Origin of the sequence: Campylobacter hepaticus (genome assembly GCF_001687475.2) — a bacterium.
Lineage (GTDB): Bacteria > Campylobacterota > Campylobacteria > Campylobacterales > Campylobacteraceae > Campylobacter_D > Campylobacter_D hepaticus.
The window spans coordinates 361,451-377,060 of the sequence record NZ_CP031611.1; the positions used below are offsets into that span (position 1 = coordinate 361,451).

Here is a 15,610-nt window from a genome sequence, read left to right on the forward strand (position 1 = left end):
TTTAATCTTTAGTAATAATACTACCTTCGCCAAAAAGCCCAGGTGTTAAATTTTGAGTTTCAACTTCAGCATAAATTTTTCTTGTTTTTATTTCTATACTAGGATAAATCAGGGAGATTTTTCCTTTATACTGTGTTTGATTTTGATCGATTTTATATAAAAATTCATCTGCTATTTTGACTTTGTTTTTGTATTTTTCATCAAAACTTAAAACAAGTTTATTTTGAGGATAAGAAAAAATTTCTATTAAGGGTTGAGCAACCCCACTAACTCCTTCACCAACTTGTATAAATTTATTTGCAACAATAGCATCATAAGGGGCGCGAAGTTCTTTTTTTTCTAAGATATTTTTATAATGTGCTATATTAATTTTTGCTGCGATTAAATTTAAATTTGCAGTATTAAATTCAGTTTGCATATTTTCATAACTTTGCTTATCTATTACATTTTTAACAGCTTGTATTTTTTGCATTTTACTTTGAATGTTTTTATATTTTTCAAGGGCAATTTTATAGGCATTTTGTGCATTTTCAAGGGCAATTTTTTCATTCTCTTGATTAAGAATAAGTAAAAGTTCTCCTTTTTTAACTTTTTGACCTATATTGACAAAAATTTTATCGACTAATCCTATGCTTTCAAGACTTAATTTACTATGTTTTAAAGCTTCTACATTAAAACTTGCATAAATTGTTTCACTAAAAGCAAGATTAAAAGTGAATAATAAAAATAAAATTATTTTCATTCTTTAACCTTTAAATTAAGATTTATACCTAGATTAAAATAATAATTTGCTTTAGCGATTTCAAATTCATTTTTTGCTAATTCTAGATCGCTTTGTGCTTTAAATTTAAGTTCTAATGCTTGTAAGTACTCTATGTAAGAAACAAGACCTGTTTGGTATTTTTTATTTATACTTTCAAAAGCTAAATTAGCAGCATTTAAGCTTATCTTAAGAGCATGGATTTGTTGTATTAAAACTTTTAGATTTTTATCAATAAAAATTAATTCTTGTTTATTTTTTCTTTCATTAAGTCTTGCATTAGCATGAGCTATTTGTACATTTAAGCGATTTTTTTCTACTTCTTGACTTCTGGCATTAAAATCAAAAATTTTCCATTCCATGGCTATGATAAACTGATTATTTTGAGAATATTGTTTTAAAAATTCATCGGCTAAATTAGTATAAGGTTGCGGAATTTTTGGATTATGGTTGTTTTTATAAAAGGTAAAATTATTTTGTATGTAAAATTTTGGAAAATATTGTGCTCTAGCTAATTTTACTCCTTCTTTAGCAAGATTAATATGTTCTTTTGCCATTAATATTTCATAATTTTGATTTTTTTCTTCATGGGGATTTTGTAAAAAGGCATTACCTTTGGGATGAAAATCGGTATTGCTTAAGATTTGAATTTCTTTTTGTATGTAGGCAAGTTGCAATTCTTTTTGACTTAATTCTAATAAGCTTAAATGATATTTAGATTTAATACTTTCTAATTCTTCTTTAGAGCTTAATCCTGCATTATAAAATTTTTGCAATCTTTCAAAATTTGATTTTAGCAATTCTACCTTTTGTTGATTTGCAAGTAAAATTTTTTCAAGACTCAAGGTGTTAAAATAAAGCGTTATGGCATTTAAAGCAAGATAATTTTTGCTTTGTTCTTTATCTAAAAAGCTTAACTTCTCTTTGATTTCTAAGGATTTTAAATGAGCTTCCCTTGCTCCTCCATCAAAAAGTAAAAAATGAAGAGAAAATTGTGCAAATAAACTTTCTTGTGGATCTGTAATAAAACGGTCTTTATTATTTGCTATGTAGGCTGAAGTTAAACTAAGGCTTGGTAGGTAGTTTTTAAAATTTTGATTTTTTGTGATATAGGCTTGTTCGTTTTGCATTTGCTTAATGAGGTATTGTTCATTATTTTGACTCAAGATTATAAATTCTTGTAAATTTGAGGCAAAAGATAATAAAGGTAAATGGATTAAAAAAATAACTTTTTGCATAAAAATTAAATATTTTTCAAACATAAAGAGTATTTTATTATGCTTTATATAAATTTTCTTTGAAGTTTCTTGTATAAAGTAAAATTTAATTTATTTTAAACGTAAATTTGGTTAGAATTTTAAAAATTTTTATTTAGGATGATATTTTGTCAGTTAAAAATATTAGAAATTTTTCTATTATAGCCCATATAGATCATGGAAAATCTACTCTTGCAGATAAAATTATAAGTGAATGTGGGGCTATTAGTGATAGACAAATGAGTTCACAAGTTATGGATACTATGGATATAGAAAAAGAGCGTGGTATTACTATAAAAGCACAATCTGTGCGTTTAAACTATAAATTAAATAATGAAAATTTTGTTTTAAATCTTATTGATACTCCAGGTCATGTGGATTTTTCTTATGAGGTAAGTCGTTCTTTAGCAAGTTGTGAAGGAGCTTTGCTTGTAGTTGATGCTAGTCAAGGAGTTGAAGCTCAAACTATTGCTAATGTTTATATTGCACTTAAGAATAATCTTGAAATTATTCCAGTAATTAATAAAATTGATTTGCCTAATGCTGATATAGAAAAAGTAAAACATGAAATTAAACATATTATTGGCATAGATCCAAAAGATAGTATTTGTGTGAGTGCTAAAACAGGTGTAGGCATTAAAGAACTTATAGAAGCTATTATTACTAAAATTCCTGCTCCTAAAACCGATGATAAGGCTCCAAGTAAGGCTTTAATTTATGATTCTTGGTTTGATAATTATTTAGGGGCTTTAGCTTTAGTTAGAATTTATGAAGGTCAAATTGCTAAAAATGATGAAGTTTTAATAATGAGTACGGAAAAAAAACATATAGTTCAAGATCTTTTTTATCCTCATCCTTTAAACCCTATTAAAACTTCAAATTTACGTTCAGGTGAAGTGGGTGTTGTGGTTTTAGGACTTAAAACTGTGGGTGATGTGCAAGTAGGTGATACTATTACTTTAGTGAAAAATAAGGCCAAATTCCCTATAGAAGGTTTTGAAAAAGCTAAAGCTTTTGTGTTTGCAGGTCTTTATCCTATAGAAACAGATAAATTTGAAGATTTAAGAGATGCTTTAGATAAATTAAAACTTAATGATAGTTCTATTACTTATGAGCCTGAAACTTCTTTAGCTTTGGGTTTTGGTTTTAGGGTTGGATTTTTAGGACTTTTACATATGGAAGTGATTAAAGAAAGGCTTGAAAGAGAATTTAACCTTGATTTAATTGCCACAGCTCCTACTGTAACCTATGAGATTTATCAAACAGATGGAGAGCTTGTTAAAATTCAAAATCCTAGTGAACTTCCTCCCATAAATAAAATAGCTTATATTAAAGAGCCTTATGTAAAAGCAACCATTATAACTCCTAGCGAATTTTTAGGGAATTTAATCACCCTTTTAAATCGTAAAAGGGGAATGCAAGTAAAAATGGATTATATTACACCTAAGCGTGTTTTATTAGAATATGATGTACCTTTAAATGAAATAGTTATGGATTTTTATGATAAATTAAAGTCTTTAACAAAAGGCTATGCAAGTTTTGATTATGAGCCTATTGAATTTCGCGAGGGAGATTTGGTTAAACTCGATATTAAGGTAGCTGGAGAAAATGTTGATGCTTTAAGTATTATTGTACCTAATCAAAAAGCTTTAAGTAAGGGAAGAGAATTAGTGAGCATCATGAAAGAAATTGTACCTAGACAACTTTTTGAAGTGGCTATTCAAGCAAGTATTGGTAATAAAATTATAGCAAGAGAAACGGTTAAATCTATGGGTAAAAATGTAACTGCTAAATGTTATGGAGGAGATATTACTAGAAAAAGAAAACTTTTAGAGAAGCAAAAAGAAGGTAAAAAAAGAATGAAAGCTATAGGTAAGGTTAGTTTGCCTCAAGAGGCTTTTTTAAGTATATTAAAGATAGACTAGATGGTTTTAAAATAGGGCTTGAAATTTGTTTATATTTTAAATACAATTTAGAAAAATTATTAAAATAATTTTTTAAGGAGAGAAAAGTGTTGAAAAAAATTTTTATTTTTGCAATGTCGATTTTGTTTTTGAATGCTTGCGCAAGTAAACAAGATACTTTTAGTCAAGTTAATCAAATTGCTAAAAAAACTCAATGTGTTCCTTGTGAGAGTCTTGAAGGTTTTGAAGCAAAGATTAAAGGGCTTTTATATATTAGTGATATAGGAATTCGATGTTGTGCTAATAAACGCACTTTAGACACTGGAGTAGCTTTAAAAAAAGTTTATTTGCATAGATTTTATGATTTAAAAGAAAATCAAAAGGTTTTAAACGTAAAAGGAAAAAAGTTATTAGTCGATGTTAATTTTAATGCGGTATTTTATGTATACTTAAAACAGGAGTTAGAGGCTAGAGGCATAATAGTGCTTGATAATAATGAGCAAGATTCTCCTTATGTAAGTAAGATTGATTTAAATTTAGTTTCCTATAATGCATTAGAAGATGCAATAGGTTTGCATTCAAGACTTGTTGGAGTTTTACACGTTAGCGATATTAATAAAAACAAAAAATTTACCATTCGTACCAAACAAGAAGTCCAGGGTTTTAATGATTTAAAAGAAATAACCTTTTATACTCATTTATTAATAAAACAAATGGCAAATAAGGCCGCAAGTTTAATTTCTGATCTTTGAAATGTTTTAATTGTGGAGCTTTTGCTCTACTAGGTTTTTGTGATTTGTGTATCGCAGAACTTGGTGAATTTTCTTTAGGTGTAAGAAAATTAGAAAATAATTTTAAAGTTTATTCTTTTTATAAATACCATGAAATACAACATTTGCTTCATTCTAAACATTATTTTCATGGTTATTTTATTTATAAAACACTTGCAAAGCTTAGTTTTGCTCAATTTAAAAATTTTTTTAATCCGCAAATACACATTAATGCTATTGCTTTAGATGATAAAGTTGAAAATATGCTTTATTCACATTCTGCTATTTTAGCAAAAAGTCTTCAAAATCGATTTATAAAACCTATATTTAATGTGTTAAAAGCTCAAAACAAGGTTAAGTATTCTGGTAAAAATTTAGAATTCCGTCAAAAAAATAAAAGAAATTATAAACTTTTAAAAACTCTTTACCATCCTGTTATTTTGGTTGATGATATTGTTACTACAGGATCAAGTATTTTAGAAGCTAAAGAAGTTTTGGAGAAAAATAAAATTTCTGTACTTTTTGCTCTTGTTTTAGCTGATGCAAAAGTTTAATGTGTTATAATCAAAAGTTTGAACTAATAGAAGGATTTTCATGGAAAATATTTTTAATAAAGATTCTGATATTGAACTTATAGATATAGAAAATTCTATAAAAAGTAGCTATTTAGATTATTCTATGAGTGTTATTATAGGGCGTGCTTTGCCTGATGCAAGAGATGGTTTAAAACCTGTACATAGAAGAATTTTATACGCTATGCAAAATGATGAAACAAAAAGTAGAACAGATTTTGTCAAATCAGCTCGTATAGTGGGTGCTGTTATAGGACGTTATCATCCGCACGGAGATACAGCAGTTTATGATGCTTTAGTAAGAATGGCTCAAGATTTTTCTATGAGATATCCAAGTATAACAGGGCAAGGAAATTTTGGATCTATAGATGGTGATAGTGCTGCAGCTATGCGTTATACCGAAGCTAAAATGAGTAAGCTTTCTCATGAACTTTTAAAAGATATAGATAAAGATACAGTTGATTTTGTTCCTAATTATGATGGATCAGAGAGTGAACCTGATGTTTTGCCTTCTAGAATTCCTAATTTATTGCTTAATGGATCAAGCGGTATAGCCGTTGGTATGGCTACTAATATTCCTCCGCACAGTTTAAATGAATTAATTGATGCGCTTTTATATTTGCTTGATAATAAAGATGCAAGTTTAGAAAATTTAATGCAATTTATTAAAGGTCCTGATTTTCCTACGGGTGGAATTATTTATGGTAAAAAAGGTATTATAGAAGCTTATCGTACAGGGCGTGGTCGTGTAAAAATACGCGCTAAAACTCATATTGAGAAAAAGACAAATAAAGATGTAATAGTTATTGATGAACTTCCTTATCAAACTAATAAAGCAAGACTTATAGAGCAAATTGCAGATCTTGTAAAAGAAAAACAAATTGAAGGTATTGCAGAAGTAAGAGATGAAAGCAATAAAGAAGGAATTCGTGTTGTTATAGAATTAAAACGTGAAGCAATGAGTGAGATTGTGTTAAACAATTTATTTAAATCTACTACTATGGAAAGTACTTTTGGTGTTATTATGCTTGCTATTTCTAATAAAGAACCTAGAATTTTTTCTTTATTAGAGCTTTTAAATCTTTTTTTAACCCATAGAAAAACTGTTATTATTAGAAGGACAATTTTTGAACTTCAAAAAGCACGAACAAGAGTACATATTTTAGAAGGGCTTAAAATTGCGCTTGATAATATAGATGAGGTTATTGCTCTTATTAAAAATAGTCTAGATAATAACAAAGCGCGTGAGGGTTTAATGGAAACATTTCAATTAAGTGAACTTCAAGCTAATGCTATTTTAGATATGAAATTAGGGCGTTTGACAGGACTTGAAAGAGAAAAAATTGAAAATGAGCTTGCAGAACTTATGAAAGAAATTGCAAGACTTGAAGAAATTTTAAAAAGTGAACAATTGCTTGAGGATCTTATTCGTGAAGAGTTAAAAGAAATAAGGCTTAAATTTGATGTTCCTCGAATAACTCAAATAGAAGATGATTATGATGATATAGATATTGAAGATTTGATTCCTAATGAAAATATGGTTGTAACTATTACACATCGTGGTTATATTAAGCGTGTGCCTAGTAAACAATATGAAAAACAAAAACGTGGTGGTAAGGGGAAATTGGCTGTTACAACTTATGATGATGATTTTATAGAAAATTTCTTTACAGCAAATACTCATGATACTTTAATGTTTGTAACAGATCGTGGTCAGCTTTACTGGTTAAAAGTTTATAAAATTCCCGAAGGATCAAGAACGGCTAAAGGTAAAGCAGTAGTTAATCTTATTAATTTGCAAGCAGAAGAAAAAATTATGGCTATTATCCCAACAACGGATTTTGATGAAAGTAAATCTTTATGTTTCTTTACTAAAAATGGTTTAATTAAGCGTACAAATTTAAGTGAATATCAAAATATTAGGAGTGTGGGTGTAAAAGCGATAAATCTTGATGAAAATGATGAATTAGTTACTGCTATTATTGTTCAAAAAGATGAAAGTGAAGTTTTTATTAGAAATGAAGATAATTTAGAAAATCAAGAATTAGAAAATCAAGAAATTGAATTAATGGATGTAAGCAATTTAGAAAATGATGAATCAAATTTAAAGGGAAAAATGCTTTTTGCAGTTACTAAAAAAGGTATGTGTATTAAATTTCCACTTGTAAAAGTACGTCAAATTGGTCGTGTAAGTCGTGGAGTAACAGCTATTAAATTTAAAGAAAAAGATGATGAATTAGTAGGCGCAGTTGTAATAGAAAATGATGAGCAAGAAATTTTAAGTATTAGTGCAAAAGGCATAGGAAAGCGTACAAATGCAGGTGAATATAGATTACAAAGTCGTGGAGGAAAAGGTGTAATTTGCATGAAGCTTACAGAAAAAACTAAAGATCTTATTAGTGTTGTAATCGTAGATGAAACAATGGATTTAATGGCACTTACAAGTTCTGGAAAAATGATACGTGTAGATATGCAAAGCATTAGAAAAGCAGGACGTAATACCAGTGGTGTTATAGTGGTTAATGTTGAAAATGATGAAGTTGTTAGTATTGCTAAATGTCCTAAAGAAGAAAATGATGAGCAAGATTTGAGTGAAGAAGATTTTAGCTTAAATTTAGAATAATATAAATTGGAACACTTATTGCTTTTAAAATGATAAATTACAATATTTTGAAGGTGTAAAAATGAAAAAAATTTATTTTGTTTTAGTAGTAGCAGGAGTTTTTGCTGGTTGTGTGCCAAGTGCAAACAATGCAAATAAAAATTCAAGTTCAGCTAGTACAACTCCATCTCAAGATATTATTGTACAAAAAGTTGATAAAGATGATGTACGTAATATCATTAAAGAAGAAAAAATGTTATCTCCAGATTTTAATGAAGCTGAGATTAGTTTTACTGCGGTTGGAGAAGGTATTGCTCCATTAAATACTGTTTCTAGTGCACAAGCTTTAGCATTAGCTAAAAGAGCAGCAATTACAGATGCGTATAGGCAATTAGCTAGTAAACTTTATGGGGTGAAAGTAAATGGTAAAGATACGGTAAAAGATGCTATGCTTAGAAGTTCAACTATTACTGCGCAAGTAAATGGTTTGATTAAAAATGCTAGTATTATTGATGAAAATTTTAATCAAGGGCTTTATAGAATTAATCTAGAGCTTAAAATTGATGCAGACAAGTGGAAAGAATTATTTGCTTATTAATATTTTTTAGCTTTAAACTTTTTGCCCAAGATGAATTTATTTTTTGGGCAGAACTTTCTAGCAAAAATTTTATACTTTTTTATCAAAAACAAAATCTATCCTTAGCGATGACAAAGAGTGAAGATATTACAACACAATGGGTTTGTGAAATTGCTTATAGTGATATGGATTTAAAAAACCTACCGCGTACTTCTTTAGGTATGATTGATGATTTAATGCCAAAAACTATTAAATTTAATTTTTTAAATTCTCATATAGATGAACTTAGCGATTGTTTTATAAGTGCTAAAATTAGTGTTAAAGATATTATAAATGCTAATTTATTGCAGGCCCAAAGTGAAACTTATGTTAAAATTCTACCTTTAAGATTTATAGTTGAATTTGGCGAGCAAGGTGCAATGATTTATTATCTTAAAAAAAGGTAAATTCAAAATTAAGCCCAAATTAGATATGATACTTGAAAATTTTTAAAAGGTTTAGGATGAATTTAGTTATTGTAGAAGATGATATTAATATGCGTAAATCTTTAGAAATTGCTTTATCAGAATATGAAGAATTTAATATTAAATCTTATAAATCAGCTACCGAAGCTTTAAAAAAAATAGATGAAAATACAGATTTAATTATCACAGATATTAATATGCCAGGTATTGATGGTATAGAATTTGTTAAAGCTTGTGAAAATAAATATGATTTTATTATTATGACAGGTAATGCTACATTAAACCGTGCTATTGAGGCAATTCGTTTAGGGGTGAAAGACTTTTTAACTAAGCCTTTTGATATTAATACTTTGGTTGAAGCTATTAAAAGAGCTAAAATTATACAAGAAAAAACAGCTAATAAAAAAAATAAAAAAAAGGAAAAAGAAGATAATAAATCTTTTTTTGCGAATTCTCCTGGCTTGGAAAAAATTTTAAATTTGAGTCAAAAAGTTTCTAAAACAGATGCTTCTGTTATGTTTTTTGGAGAAAGTGGTGTAGGAAAAGAAGTTTTTTCACGTTATATTCATGCACATTCTAAACGTGCTAATAAACCTTTTGTTGCTATTAATATGGCAGCTATTCCTGCAAATTTAATAGAAAGTGAATTATTTGGTTTTGAAAAAGGTGCTTTTACTGATGCTAATACGACTAAAATAGGTCTTTTTGAAATGGCGCATGAAGGGACTTTGTTTTTAGATGAAATTGGTGAAATGCCTTATGAAATTCAAGCAAAACTTTTAAGAGTCTTGCAAGAAAAAGAAATTACAAGACTTGGAAGCACAAAAGGTATTAAAATAGATGTGAGAATTGTAAGTGCTACAAATGCTAATTTGGATGAAAAAATTAAAAAAGGTGAGTTTCGTTCAGATTTGTATTATCGTTTAAATACTATTCCTATTCATATACCTCCTTTAAGAGAGCGCAAGGAAGAAATTTTAGGTATAGCTCAAAAAGTTTTAGAGAATACTTGTAAAGAATACGACTTTGAAGAAAAATTTTTAAATGAGGATGCTAAAAATGCTTTACTTGAATATGATTTTCCAGGAAATATTAGAGAATTGATTTCTGTGGTGCAAAGAGCTTGCATTTTAAGTCAAGCTTGTGAAATTTCCAAAGAAGATTTATTTTTAGAGGCTAGAAGTGTTAAAAAAGATATTAAAAATTTGGAAAAAGAATTAATTTGTGAAATATTATCAAGTGTAAATTATGATAAAATTCAAGCTTGTGAAATTTTAGGTATGGATATAAAAATTTTAAATCAAAAAATAAAGAAATATCAAATAAAGGAATAAATAATGCCAAAAAAACAAAAAATAGCGATTGTAGGTGCTACAGGCGCTGTTGGTGAAGAACTTTTAAATGTTTTAGATGAATTAAATTTTCCTGTAGAAAGTATTTTACCTTTAGCAAGTATAAAAAGTGCAGGTAATGATATTGAGTTTAAAGGAAAAATTTATAAAATAAAAGAACTTACAGAAAATATTTTTGAAAAAAACCCTGTTGATATTGCATTTTTTAGTGCTGGAGGTGATATAAGTGAAAAATATGCTAAATTTGCTGTAAAGTCAGGGGCTTTAGTGATTGATAATACAAGTCATTTTAGAATGGAAAAGGATATACCTTTAGTTGTCCCTGAGTGTAATGCTAATGATATTAAAGAATGGAAAAAAAGAGGGATTATTGCCAATCCAAATTGTTCTACTATACAAATGGTACAAGTTTTAAAACCCTTAGACGATAGATTTGGTTTAAAACGTGTTGATGTTAGCACTTATCAAGCAGCAAGTGGTGCAGGAAAAAAGGGTATGCAAGAATTAGTTGATGCTATGCAGAGTTTTTTTGCTTTTAAACTTGATGAATTTAAAGCTCAAGCTTTCCCTCATACTTTAGCTCTTAATCTTATTCCACAAATTGATGTTTTTATGGGAAATAACTATACTAAAGAAGAATTAAAGATGATTAATGAAACTCAAAAAATTTTACATAAAAATTTACAAATTTCAGCTACTTGTGTTAGAGTACCTGTTTTAAGAAGTCATAGTGAAGCTATAACTATGCATTTTGAAAAAGAACTTGATGTAAAAAAAGTGCGTGAAATTTTAGAACAAGCTCCAAATATAGTTATTATAGATGAGCCTAAAAATAAAAAATATCCCATGCCTTTAATAACAAGTGATACAAATGAAACTTATGTGGGAAGAATACGTGTTGATATATATGATAAAAAAATACTGCATCTTTGGTGTGTGGCTGATCAAATTCGCGTGGGTGCGGCAACTAATGCTGTACGTATTGCTCAAAAATGGTTAGAAATAGAAAATAAGTAGGAAGAAAAATGTTAGAAAAAATATTTGAAGCTTTGCTTGTTAGAAGCCGTATTGTTACAATTTTACCCGTAATTTTTGGTTTGATTGGATCTTTTGTTTTGTTCTTGATTGCAAGCTATGATGTTTTAAAAGTTATATTTTATACTAGTAATTATTTTTTTAATATTAACTCAAGTGTTGATTTACATGAAGATGTTGTAGCTTTAATCATAGGAGCTGTTGATCTTTATTTAATGGCTTTAGTTTTATTTATTTTTTCTTTCGGTGTTTATGAACTTTTTATTAGTGAGATAGAAGAATTTAAGCATACTAAACAAAGTAAGGTTTTGGAAGTTCATAGTTTAGACCAATTAAAAGATAAACTTGCTAAAGTGATTATCATGGTTTTAGTAGTCAATTTTTTTCAAAGGGTTTTGCAAATGAAATTTACGACCCCTGTAGATATGTCTTTTTTAGCTGGATCTATTTTAGCGCTTTGTATAGGGCTTTATTTTTTACATAAGGGTGGTCACTAGTAAGGATTATATTTTTTTGATATAATTTTTTCTTAATGATTTAAATTAATGAAAAATATTTTTAATAAAGATAAATTAAATATGTTTTATCTTTTATTTTCTTTATATTTTAAAGAAAAAAAACCATTGTTTTTTATAATATAAAAGAATAATTTTTAGATAAAAATAAAAAATTATTCTATAATGAGGGTTAATTTATGTTTATACGTTGTTTTTTTATCACTTCAATTTTAATTGTTGCACTTTTTGGTATCAATTTAAAATCATTGTTTACCTATACTTTTGATGCAAATAAACAATATGATATACAAAAAGCACAAACTATATATTTTAAAAATAAATGCAATACTTGTCATGGTGATAAGGGTGAAAAAAGTCTTGCAGGATCTAGAGTTTTGCAAGATATGTCTGCTCAAGATATTAAAGCAGCTTTAATATCTTATACTCTTGATAGTAGTACTTCTACAAGGTCTTCTCAAATGGCTTTTTATGCTAGAAAATTAAGTCATGATGATATGGATTATATTATTGCTTATATTAAGGGTGAAAATTTTGCACTTGATTTACAAGTACAAGATCTTCTTGAAGAAGAGCCTGCGCAAAAAACAAAACACAATACTTTTTTAAAATAGGATATAAAATTATAATTAAAGGAATAATATGAAAAAAATTGTTTTAGTATTAAGTATTTTATCTTTAACAAATTATTTATTTGCTAAAGATATTCATATAGGGGTAGTTCTACCTTTAAGTGGAACTGTAGCAGCTTATGGTCAAGATCTTTTTAATGGAATTGAATTAGCAAATAAATTAAATCCAACATTATCAAATGGTGATACACTTAAACTCATCACTATAGATACTAAAGGTGATAAATTAGAAACTGCAAGTGGGGTTAATCGTTTAATAGCAGCAGATAAGGTTTTAGGTATTATTGGAGAAGCAACTACTCCAAATACTATTCAAGCTATTTCTATAGCTGAAGAAAAGAAAATTCCTCTTATTGCCCCAGTGGCTTCAGGAGATAAACTTTTAGATAAGAAAAAATATGCAAGTAGGGTTTGTTTTAAAGATAGTTTTCAAGGAGACAAATTTGCTATTTATGTTCTTAAATATTTAGGTCTTAAAAATGCTGTGATTATTATGGATCAAAGCAATGTTTACTCTTTGGGTTTGGCACGGGCTTTTGAAAATTCTTTTAAAGCTTATAAAGGAACGATTATAAAAAAACTTATTATTAATTCAGGGGATAAAGATTTTAGAGCTATTGCATCACAACTTAAAAGCTTAAATCCTGATTTTGTTTATATGCCTATTTATCATCCTGAAGCAGCTTTGATTGCAAGACAAGCTAGACAAATAGGCTTTGATAAGCTTTTAACAGCTGGAGATGGGGTAAATAATCAAACTTTTATTGAACTTGGTGGAAAGGCTGTTGATGGAGTTATTTTCACAGATAGTTTTGATTATAATAACCCAACCACACAATTAGGAAAAGATTTTATTGCAGTTTATGAAAAAATGAAAGGCACAAAAGAACTTCCAGCATTTTCTGCTATGGGTGCTGATGCTTATTTTGTTATGTTTAATGCTATGAATGCTTGTATTAATAATCTTACAAGTGAATGTGTGAATGATAAAATTCATCAAACTAAAGATTATGAAGGTGTTTCAGGTATAATTAGTATTGATGAAAATGGCAATGCTATTCGTTCAGTTGTCATTAAAGAAATTAAAAATCAAAAACAACATTATAAAACAATTATAAATCCATAATAATTAAAATAAAAGGAAAGTTAATGAAAAAAAGTTTAATTTTAGCAAGTATTTTGAGTTTAAGTTTGAATGCAGCAGAGCTTAAAATAGGTCTTGTTTTACCTCTTAGTGGGTCTACTGCTGCTTATGGACAAAGTACTTTAGAAGGAATTAAAATTGCAAATTCTATGCAGTCTACTTTAAATAATGGAGATAAGGTTTCTTTTGTTATTATTGATACTAAAGGAGATAAATTAGAATCTTTAAGTGGTGCAAGTCGTTTGGTTTCTCAAGATAAAGTGATAGGGCTTATAGGGGAAATGGTTACTGCTAATACTTTGCAAGTGATGCGTGTAGCAGAAGATAATAAGATTCCTTTAATTGCTCCTGCAGCAACTGGAGATAAATTGCTTGATAAAAAATCATATTCTTCTAGGGTATGTTTTATGGATAGTTTTCAAGGTTCTTCTTTGGCAAAATATGTTTTTTCAAAACTTCAATATAAAAGTGCTGTTATAGTTGCTGATCAAAGTACAGATTATTCTTTAGGTTTAACAAAAGCTTTTGAAAAAGAATTTAAGTCTCAAGGAGGAAAAATTCTTAAAACCCTTAGGATTAATTCAGGAGATAAAGATTTTAAAGCAATTATTGCTCAAGTTAAAGGTTTAAATCCTGATTTTATTTTTTTACCTCTTTATTATAGTGAAGCTTCATTATTTGCTAGACAAGCAAGACTTGCAGGTTTGAATACACCTATGGGTTCTGCAGATGGTGTTGCTGATCAAAGTTTTATTAATTTATCTGCAGATGCAAGTGAGGGTTATATTTTCACAGATAGTTTTGATTATAATAACCCAACCACACAATTAGGAAAAGATTTTATTGCAGTTTATGAAAAAATGAAAGGCACAAAAGAACTTCCAGCATTTTCTGCTATGGGTGCTGATGCTTATTTTGTTATGTTTAATGCTATGAATGCTTGTATTAATAATCTTACAAGTGAATGTGTGAATGATAAAATTCATCAAACTAAAGATTATGAAGGTGTTTCAGGTATAATTAGTATTGATGAAAATGGCAATGCTATTCGTTCAGTTGTCATTAAAGAAATTAAAAATCAAAAACAACATTATAAAGATACTATTAATCCTTAAAAAAGTAAAAATATTATGGATTTGATTTTATTTTTGCAACAACTGGTTAATGGATTGAGTTTAGGGAGTATGTATGCCCTCATTGCTGTTGGTTATACTATGGTTTATGGGGTATTAAGATTAATAAATTTTGCTCATGGTGATATTATGATGGTTGGTGCTTATGCAGCTTTTTTTTGTATGAGTACCTTAAATATCCTTTTTTTAGGTGCTTTATCTTTAGCTATGATTTTTTCTATTTGTATAGGTATTGCTATAGATAAGATTGCTTATAAGCCTTTAAGACAAGCACCTAGAATTTCTTTGTTGATTACAGCTATTGGTATTAGTTTTTTCTTGCAAAATACATTTAATATGCTTTTTACTTCAACTCCTAAAACTTTTATACCGCCTAGTTATTTTGAAAAAAGTATTAATTTAGGTGGAGTTATAACAACTTATGGTTCTTTAATAGTGCCTGTACTTACTTTTATTATTTTAATGATATTGTTATGGATTTTATATAAAAGTAAATATGGTATTGCTATTCGTGCTTTGGCTTTTGATATACAAACGGTTAATTTAATGGGAATTGATGCTAATCGTATTATTGCTATAGTTTTTGCTTTAGGTTCAGCTTTGGCTGCAGTTGGAGGCGTTTTTTGGGCTGCAAATTATTACTTAGTAGAACCTACTATGGGAACTTTAATTGGATTAAAAGCTTTTGCTGCAGCAGTTTTAGGAGGTATTGGTTCTATAGCAGGTGCAGTTTTAGGTGGATTTATTATAGGATTGAGTGAAGTTGTTGTTGTAGCTTTTTTTCCAGATTTATCAGGTTTTAAAGATGCTTTTGCTTTTATATTTTTAGTTTTTATATTACTGTTTAGACCAACTGGTATTTTGGGTATAAATTTTGAAAAGAGTAGGTTTTGA

The 15,610-nt window shown here is 28.1% G+C and carries 15 protein-coding genes; 13 read left to right on the top strand and 2 right to left on the bottom strand.

Annotated features, from left to right (window positions below; all coding sequences use genetic code 11):
- Window position 1: 1 nt before the first annotated feature.
- Window positions 2-742, bottom strand: a complete 741-nt coding sequence (locus A2J15_RS01800) for an efflux RND transporter periplasmic adaptor subunit (RefSeq protein ID WP_066778842.1) — start codon at window positions 740-742, stop codon at window positions 2-4.
- A complete protein-coding gene (locus A2J15_RS01805; protein ID WP_066778844.1) occupies window positions 739-2,022 on the bottom strand; it encodes a TolC family protein in 1,284 nt (427 codons plus the stop codon). Before A2J15_RS01805 ends, A2J15_RS01800 begins: the two co-directional genes overlap by 4 nt.
- 122 nt (window positions 2,023-2,144) lie before the next feature.
- On the opposite strand from A2J15_RS01805, the gene lepA reads away from it, so the two are divergent.
- From lepA to A2J15_RS01870, 13 genes are all read left to right on the top strand, one after another.
- Window positions 2,145-3,941 carry a translation elongation factor 4 gene (lepA, locus tag A2J15_RS01810; protein WP_066778846.1) on the top strand — a complete coding sequence of 599 codons (1,797 nt, stop codon included), beginning with the start codon at window positions 2,145-2,147 and terminating at the stop codon, window positions 3,939-3,941.
- A gap of 86 nt (window positions 3,942-4,027) precedes the next feature.
- On the top strand, window positions 4,028-4,672 hold the full coding sequence (mapA, locus tag A2J15_RS01815) for an outer membrane lipoprotein MapA (RefSeq protein ID WP_066778849.1): 645 nt from the start codon (window positions 4,028-4,030) through the stop codon (window positions 4,670-4,672).
- The gene (locus tag A2J15_RS01820; protein ID WP_066778851.1) at window positions 4,669-5,244 is read left to right on the top strand and encodes a ComF family protein; all 576 of its coding nucleotides are present in this window, start codon (window positions 4,669-4,671) and stop codon (window positions 5,242-5,244) included. Before mapA ends, A2J15_RS01820 begins: the two co-directional genes overlap by 4 nt.
- Before the next feature lie 40 nt (window positions 5,245-5,284).
- On the top strand, window positions 5,285-7,885 hold the full coding sequence (gene gyrA, locus A2J15_RS01825; RefSeq protein WP_066778853.1) for a DNA topoisomerase (ATP-hydrolyzing) subunit A: 2,601 nt from the start codon (window positions 5,285-5,287) through the stop codon (window positions 7,883-7,885).
- A gap of 61 nt (window positions 7,886-7,946) precedes the next feature.
- The gene (gene flgP / locus A2J15_RS01830) at window positions 7,947-8,462 is read left to right on the top strand and encodes a flagellar assembly lipoprotein FlgP (RefSeq protein ID WP_066778855.1); all 516 of its coding nucleotides are present in this window, start codon (window positions 7,947-7,949) and stop codon (window positions 8,460-8,462) included.
- Entirely contained in the window at window positions 8,438-8,887 is a 450-nt protein-coding gene (gene flgQ, locus A2J15_RS01835; RefSeq protein ID WP_066778857.1) for a flagellar assembly protein FlgQ, read from the top strand. The genes flgP and flgQ overlap by 25 nt, the downstream gene beginning before the upstream one ends.
- A gap of 56 nt (window positions 8,888-8,943) precedes the next feature.
- Window positions 8,944-10,239 carry a sigma-54-dependent transcriptional regulator gene (locus A2J15_RS01840; RefSeq protein WP_066778858.1) on the top strand — a complete coding sequence of 432 codons (1,296 nt, stop codon included), beginning with the start codon at window positions 8,944-8,946 and terminating at the stop codon, window positions 10,237-10,239.
- Between the two features lie 3 nt (window positions 10,240-10,242).
- Entirely contained in the window at window positions 10,243-11,274 is a 1,032-nt protein-coding gene (locus A2J15_RS01845; RefSeq protein WP_066778859.1) for an aspartate-semialdehyde dehydrogenase, read from the top strand.
- Window positions 11,275-11,282: 8 nt separating this feature from the next.
- Window positions 11,283-11,789 carry a YqhA family protein gene (locus A2J15_RS01850; protein ID WP_066778860.1) on the top strand — a complete coding sequence of 169 codons (507 nt, stop codon included), beginning with the start codon at window positions 11,283-11,285 and terminating at the stop codon, window positions 11,787-11,789.
- Window positions 11,790-11,986: 197 nt separating this feature from the next.
- On the top strand, window positions 11,987-12,421 hold the full coding sequence (locus tag A2J15_RS01855) for a c-type cytochrome (protein ID WP_066778862.1): 435 nt from the start codon (window positions 11,987-11,989) through the stop codon (window positions 12,419-12,421).
- Between the two features lie 28 nt (window positions 12,422-12,449).
- Window positions 12,450-13,565, top strand: coding sequence for an ABC transporter substrate-binding protein (locus A2J15_RS01860; protein ID WP_116980470.1), 1,116 nt, complete (start codon window positions 12,450-12,452; stop codon window positions 13,563-13,565).
- Between the two features lie 23 nt (window positions 13,566-13,588).
- Entirely contained in the window at window positions 13,589-14,698 is a 1,110-nt protein-coding gene (locus A2J15_RS01865) for an ABC transporter substrate-binding protein (RefSeq protein ID WP_116980471.1), read from the top strand.
- A gap of 15 nt (window positions 14,699-14,713) precedes the next feature.
- Window positions 14,714-15,610 (top strand): branched-chain amino acid ABC transporter permease, encoded by an 897-nt coding sequence (locus A2J15_RS01870; RefSeq protein ID WP_066779522.1) that lies wholly within the window; start codon window positions 14,714-14,716, stop codon window positions 15,608-15,610.

Bases quoted from the DNA above. Each gene is read 5' to 3' on its own strand.
- A2J15_RS01800 (WP_066778842.1), bottom strand. From the start codon at position 742: ATGAAAATAATTTTATTTTTATTATTCACTTTTAATCTTGCTTTTAGT.
- A2J15_RS01805 (WP_066778844.1), bottom strand. From the start codon at position 2,022: ATGTTTGAAAAATATTTAATTTTTATGCAAAAAGTTATTTTTTTAATC.
- gyrA (WP_066778853.1), top strand. From the start codon at position 5,285: ATGGAAAATATTTTTAATAAAGATTCTGATATTGAACTTATAGATATA.
- flgP (WP_066778855.1), top strand. From the start codon at position 7,947: ATGAAAAAAATTTATTTTGTTTTAGTAGTAGCAGGAGTTTTTGCTGGT.
- A2J15_RS01840 (WP_066778858.1), top strand. From the start codon at position 8,944: ATGAATTTAGTTATTGTAGAAGATGATATTAATATGCGTAAATCTTTA.
- A2J15_RS01845 (WP_066778859.1), top strand. From the start codon at position 10,243: ATGCCAAAAAAACAAAAAATAGCGATTGTAGGTGCTACAGGCGCTGTT.
- A2J15_RS01850 (WP_066778860.1), top strand. From the start codon at position 11,283: ATGTTAGAAAAAATATTTGAAGCTTTGCTTGTTAGAAGCCGTATTGTT.
- A2J15_RS01855 (WP_066778862.1), top strand. From the start codon at position 11,987: ATGTTTATACGTTGTTTTTTTATCACTTCAATTTTAATTGTTGCACTT.
- A2J15_RS01860 (WP_116980470.1), top strand. From the start codon at position 12,450: ATGAAAAAAATTGTTTTAGTATTAAGTATTTTATCTTTAACAAATTAT.
- A2J15_RS01865 (WP_116980471.1), top strand. From the start codon at position 13,589: ATGAAAAAAAGTTTAATTTTAGCAAGTATTTTGAGTTTAAGTTTGAAT.
- A2J15_RS01870 (WP_066779522.1), top strand. From the start codon at position 14,714: ATGGATTTGATTTTATTTTTGCAACAACTGGTTAATGGATTGAGTTTA.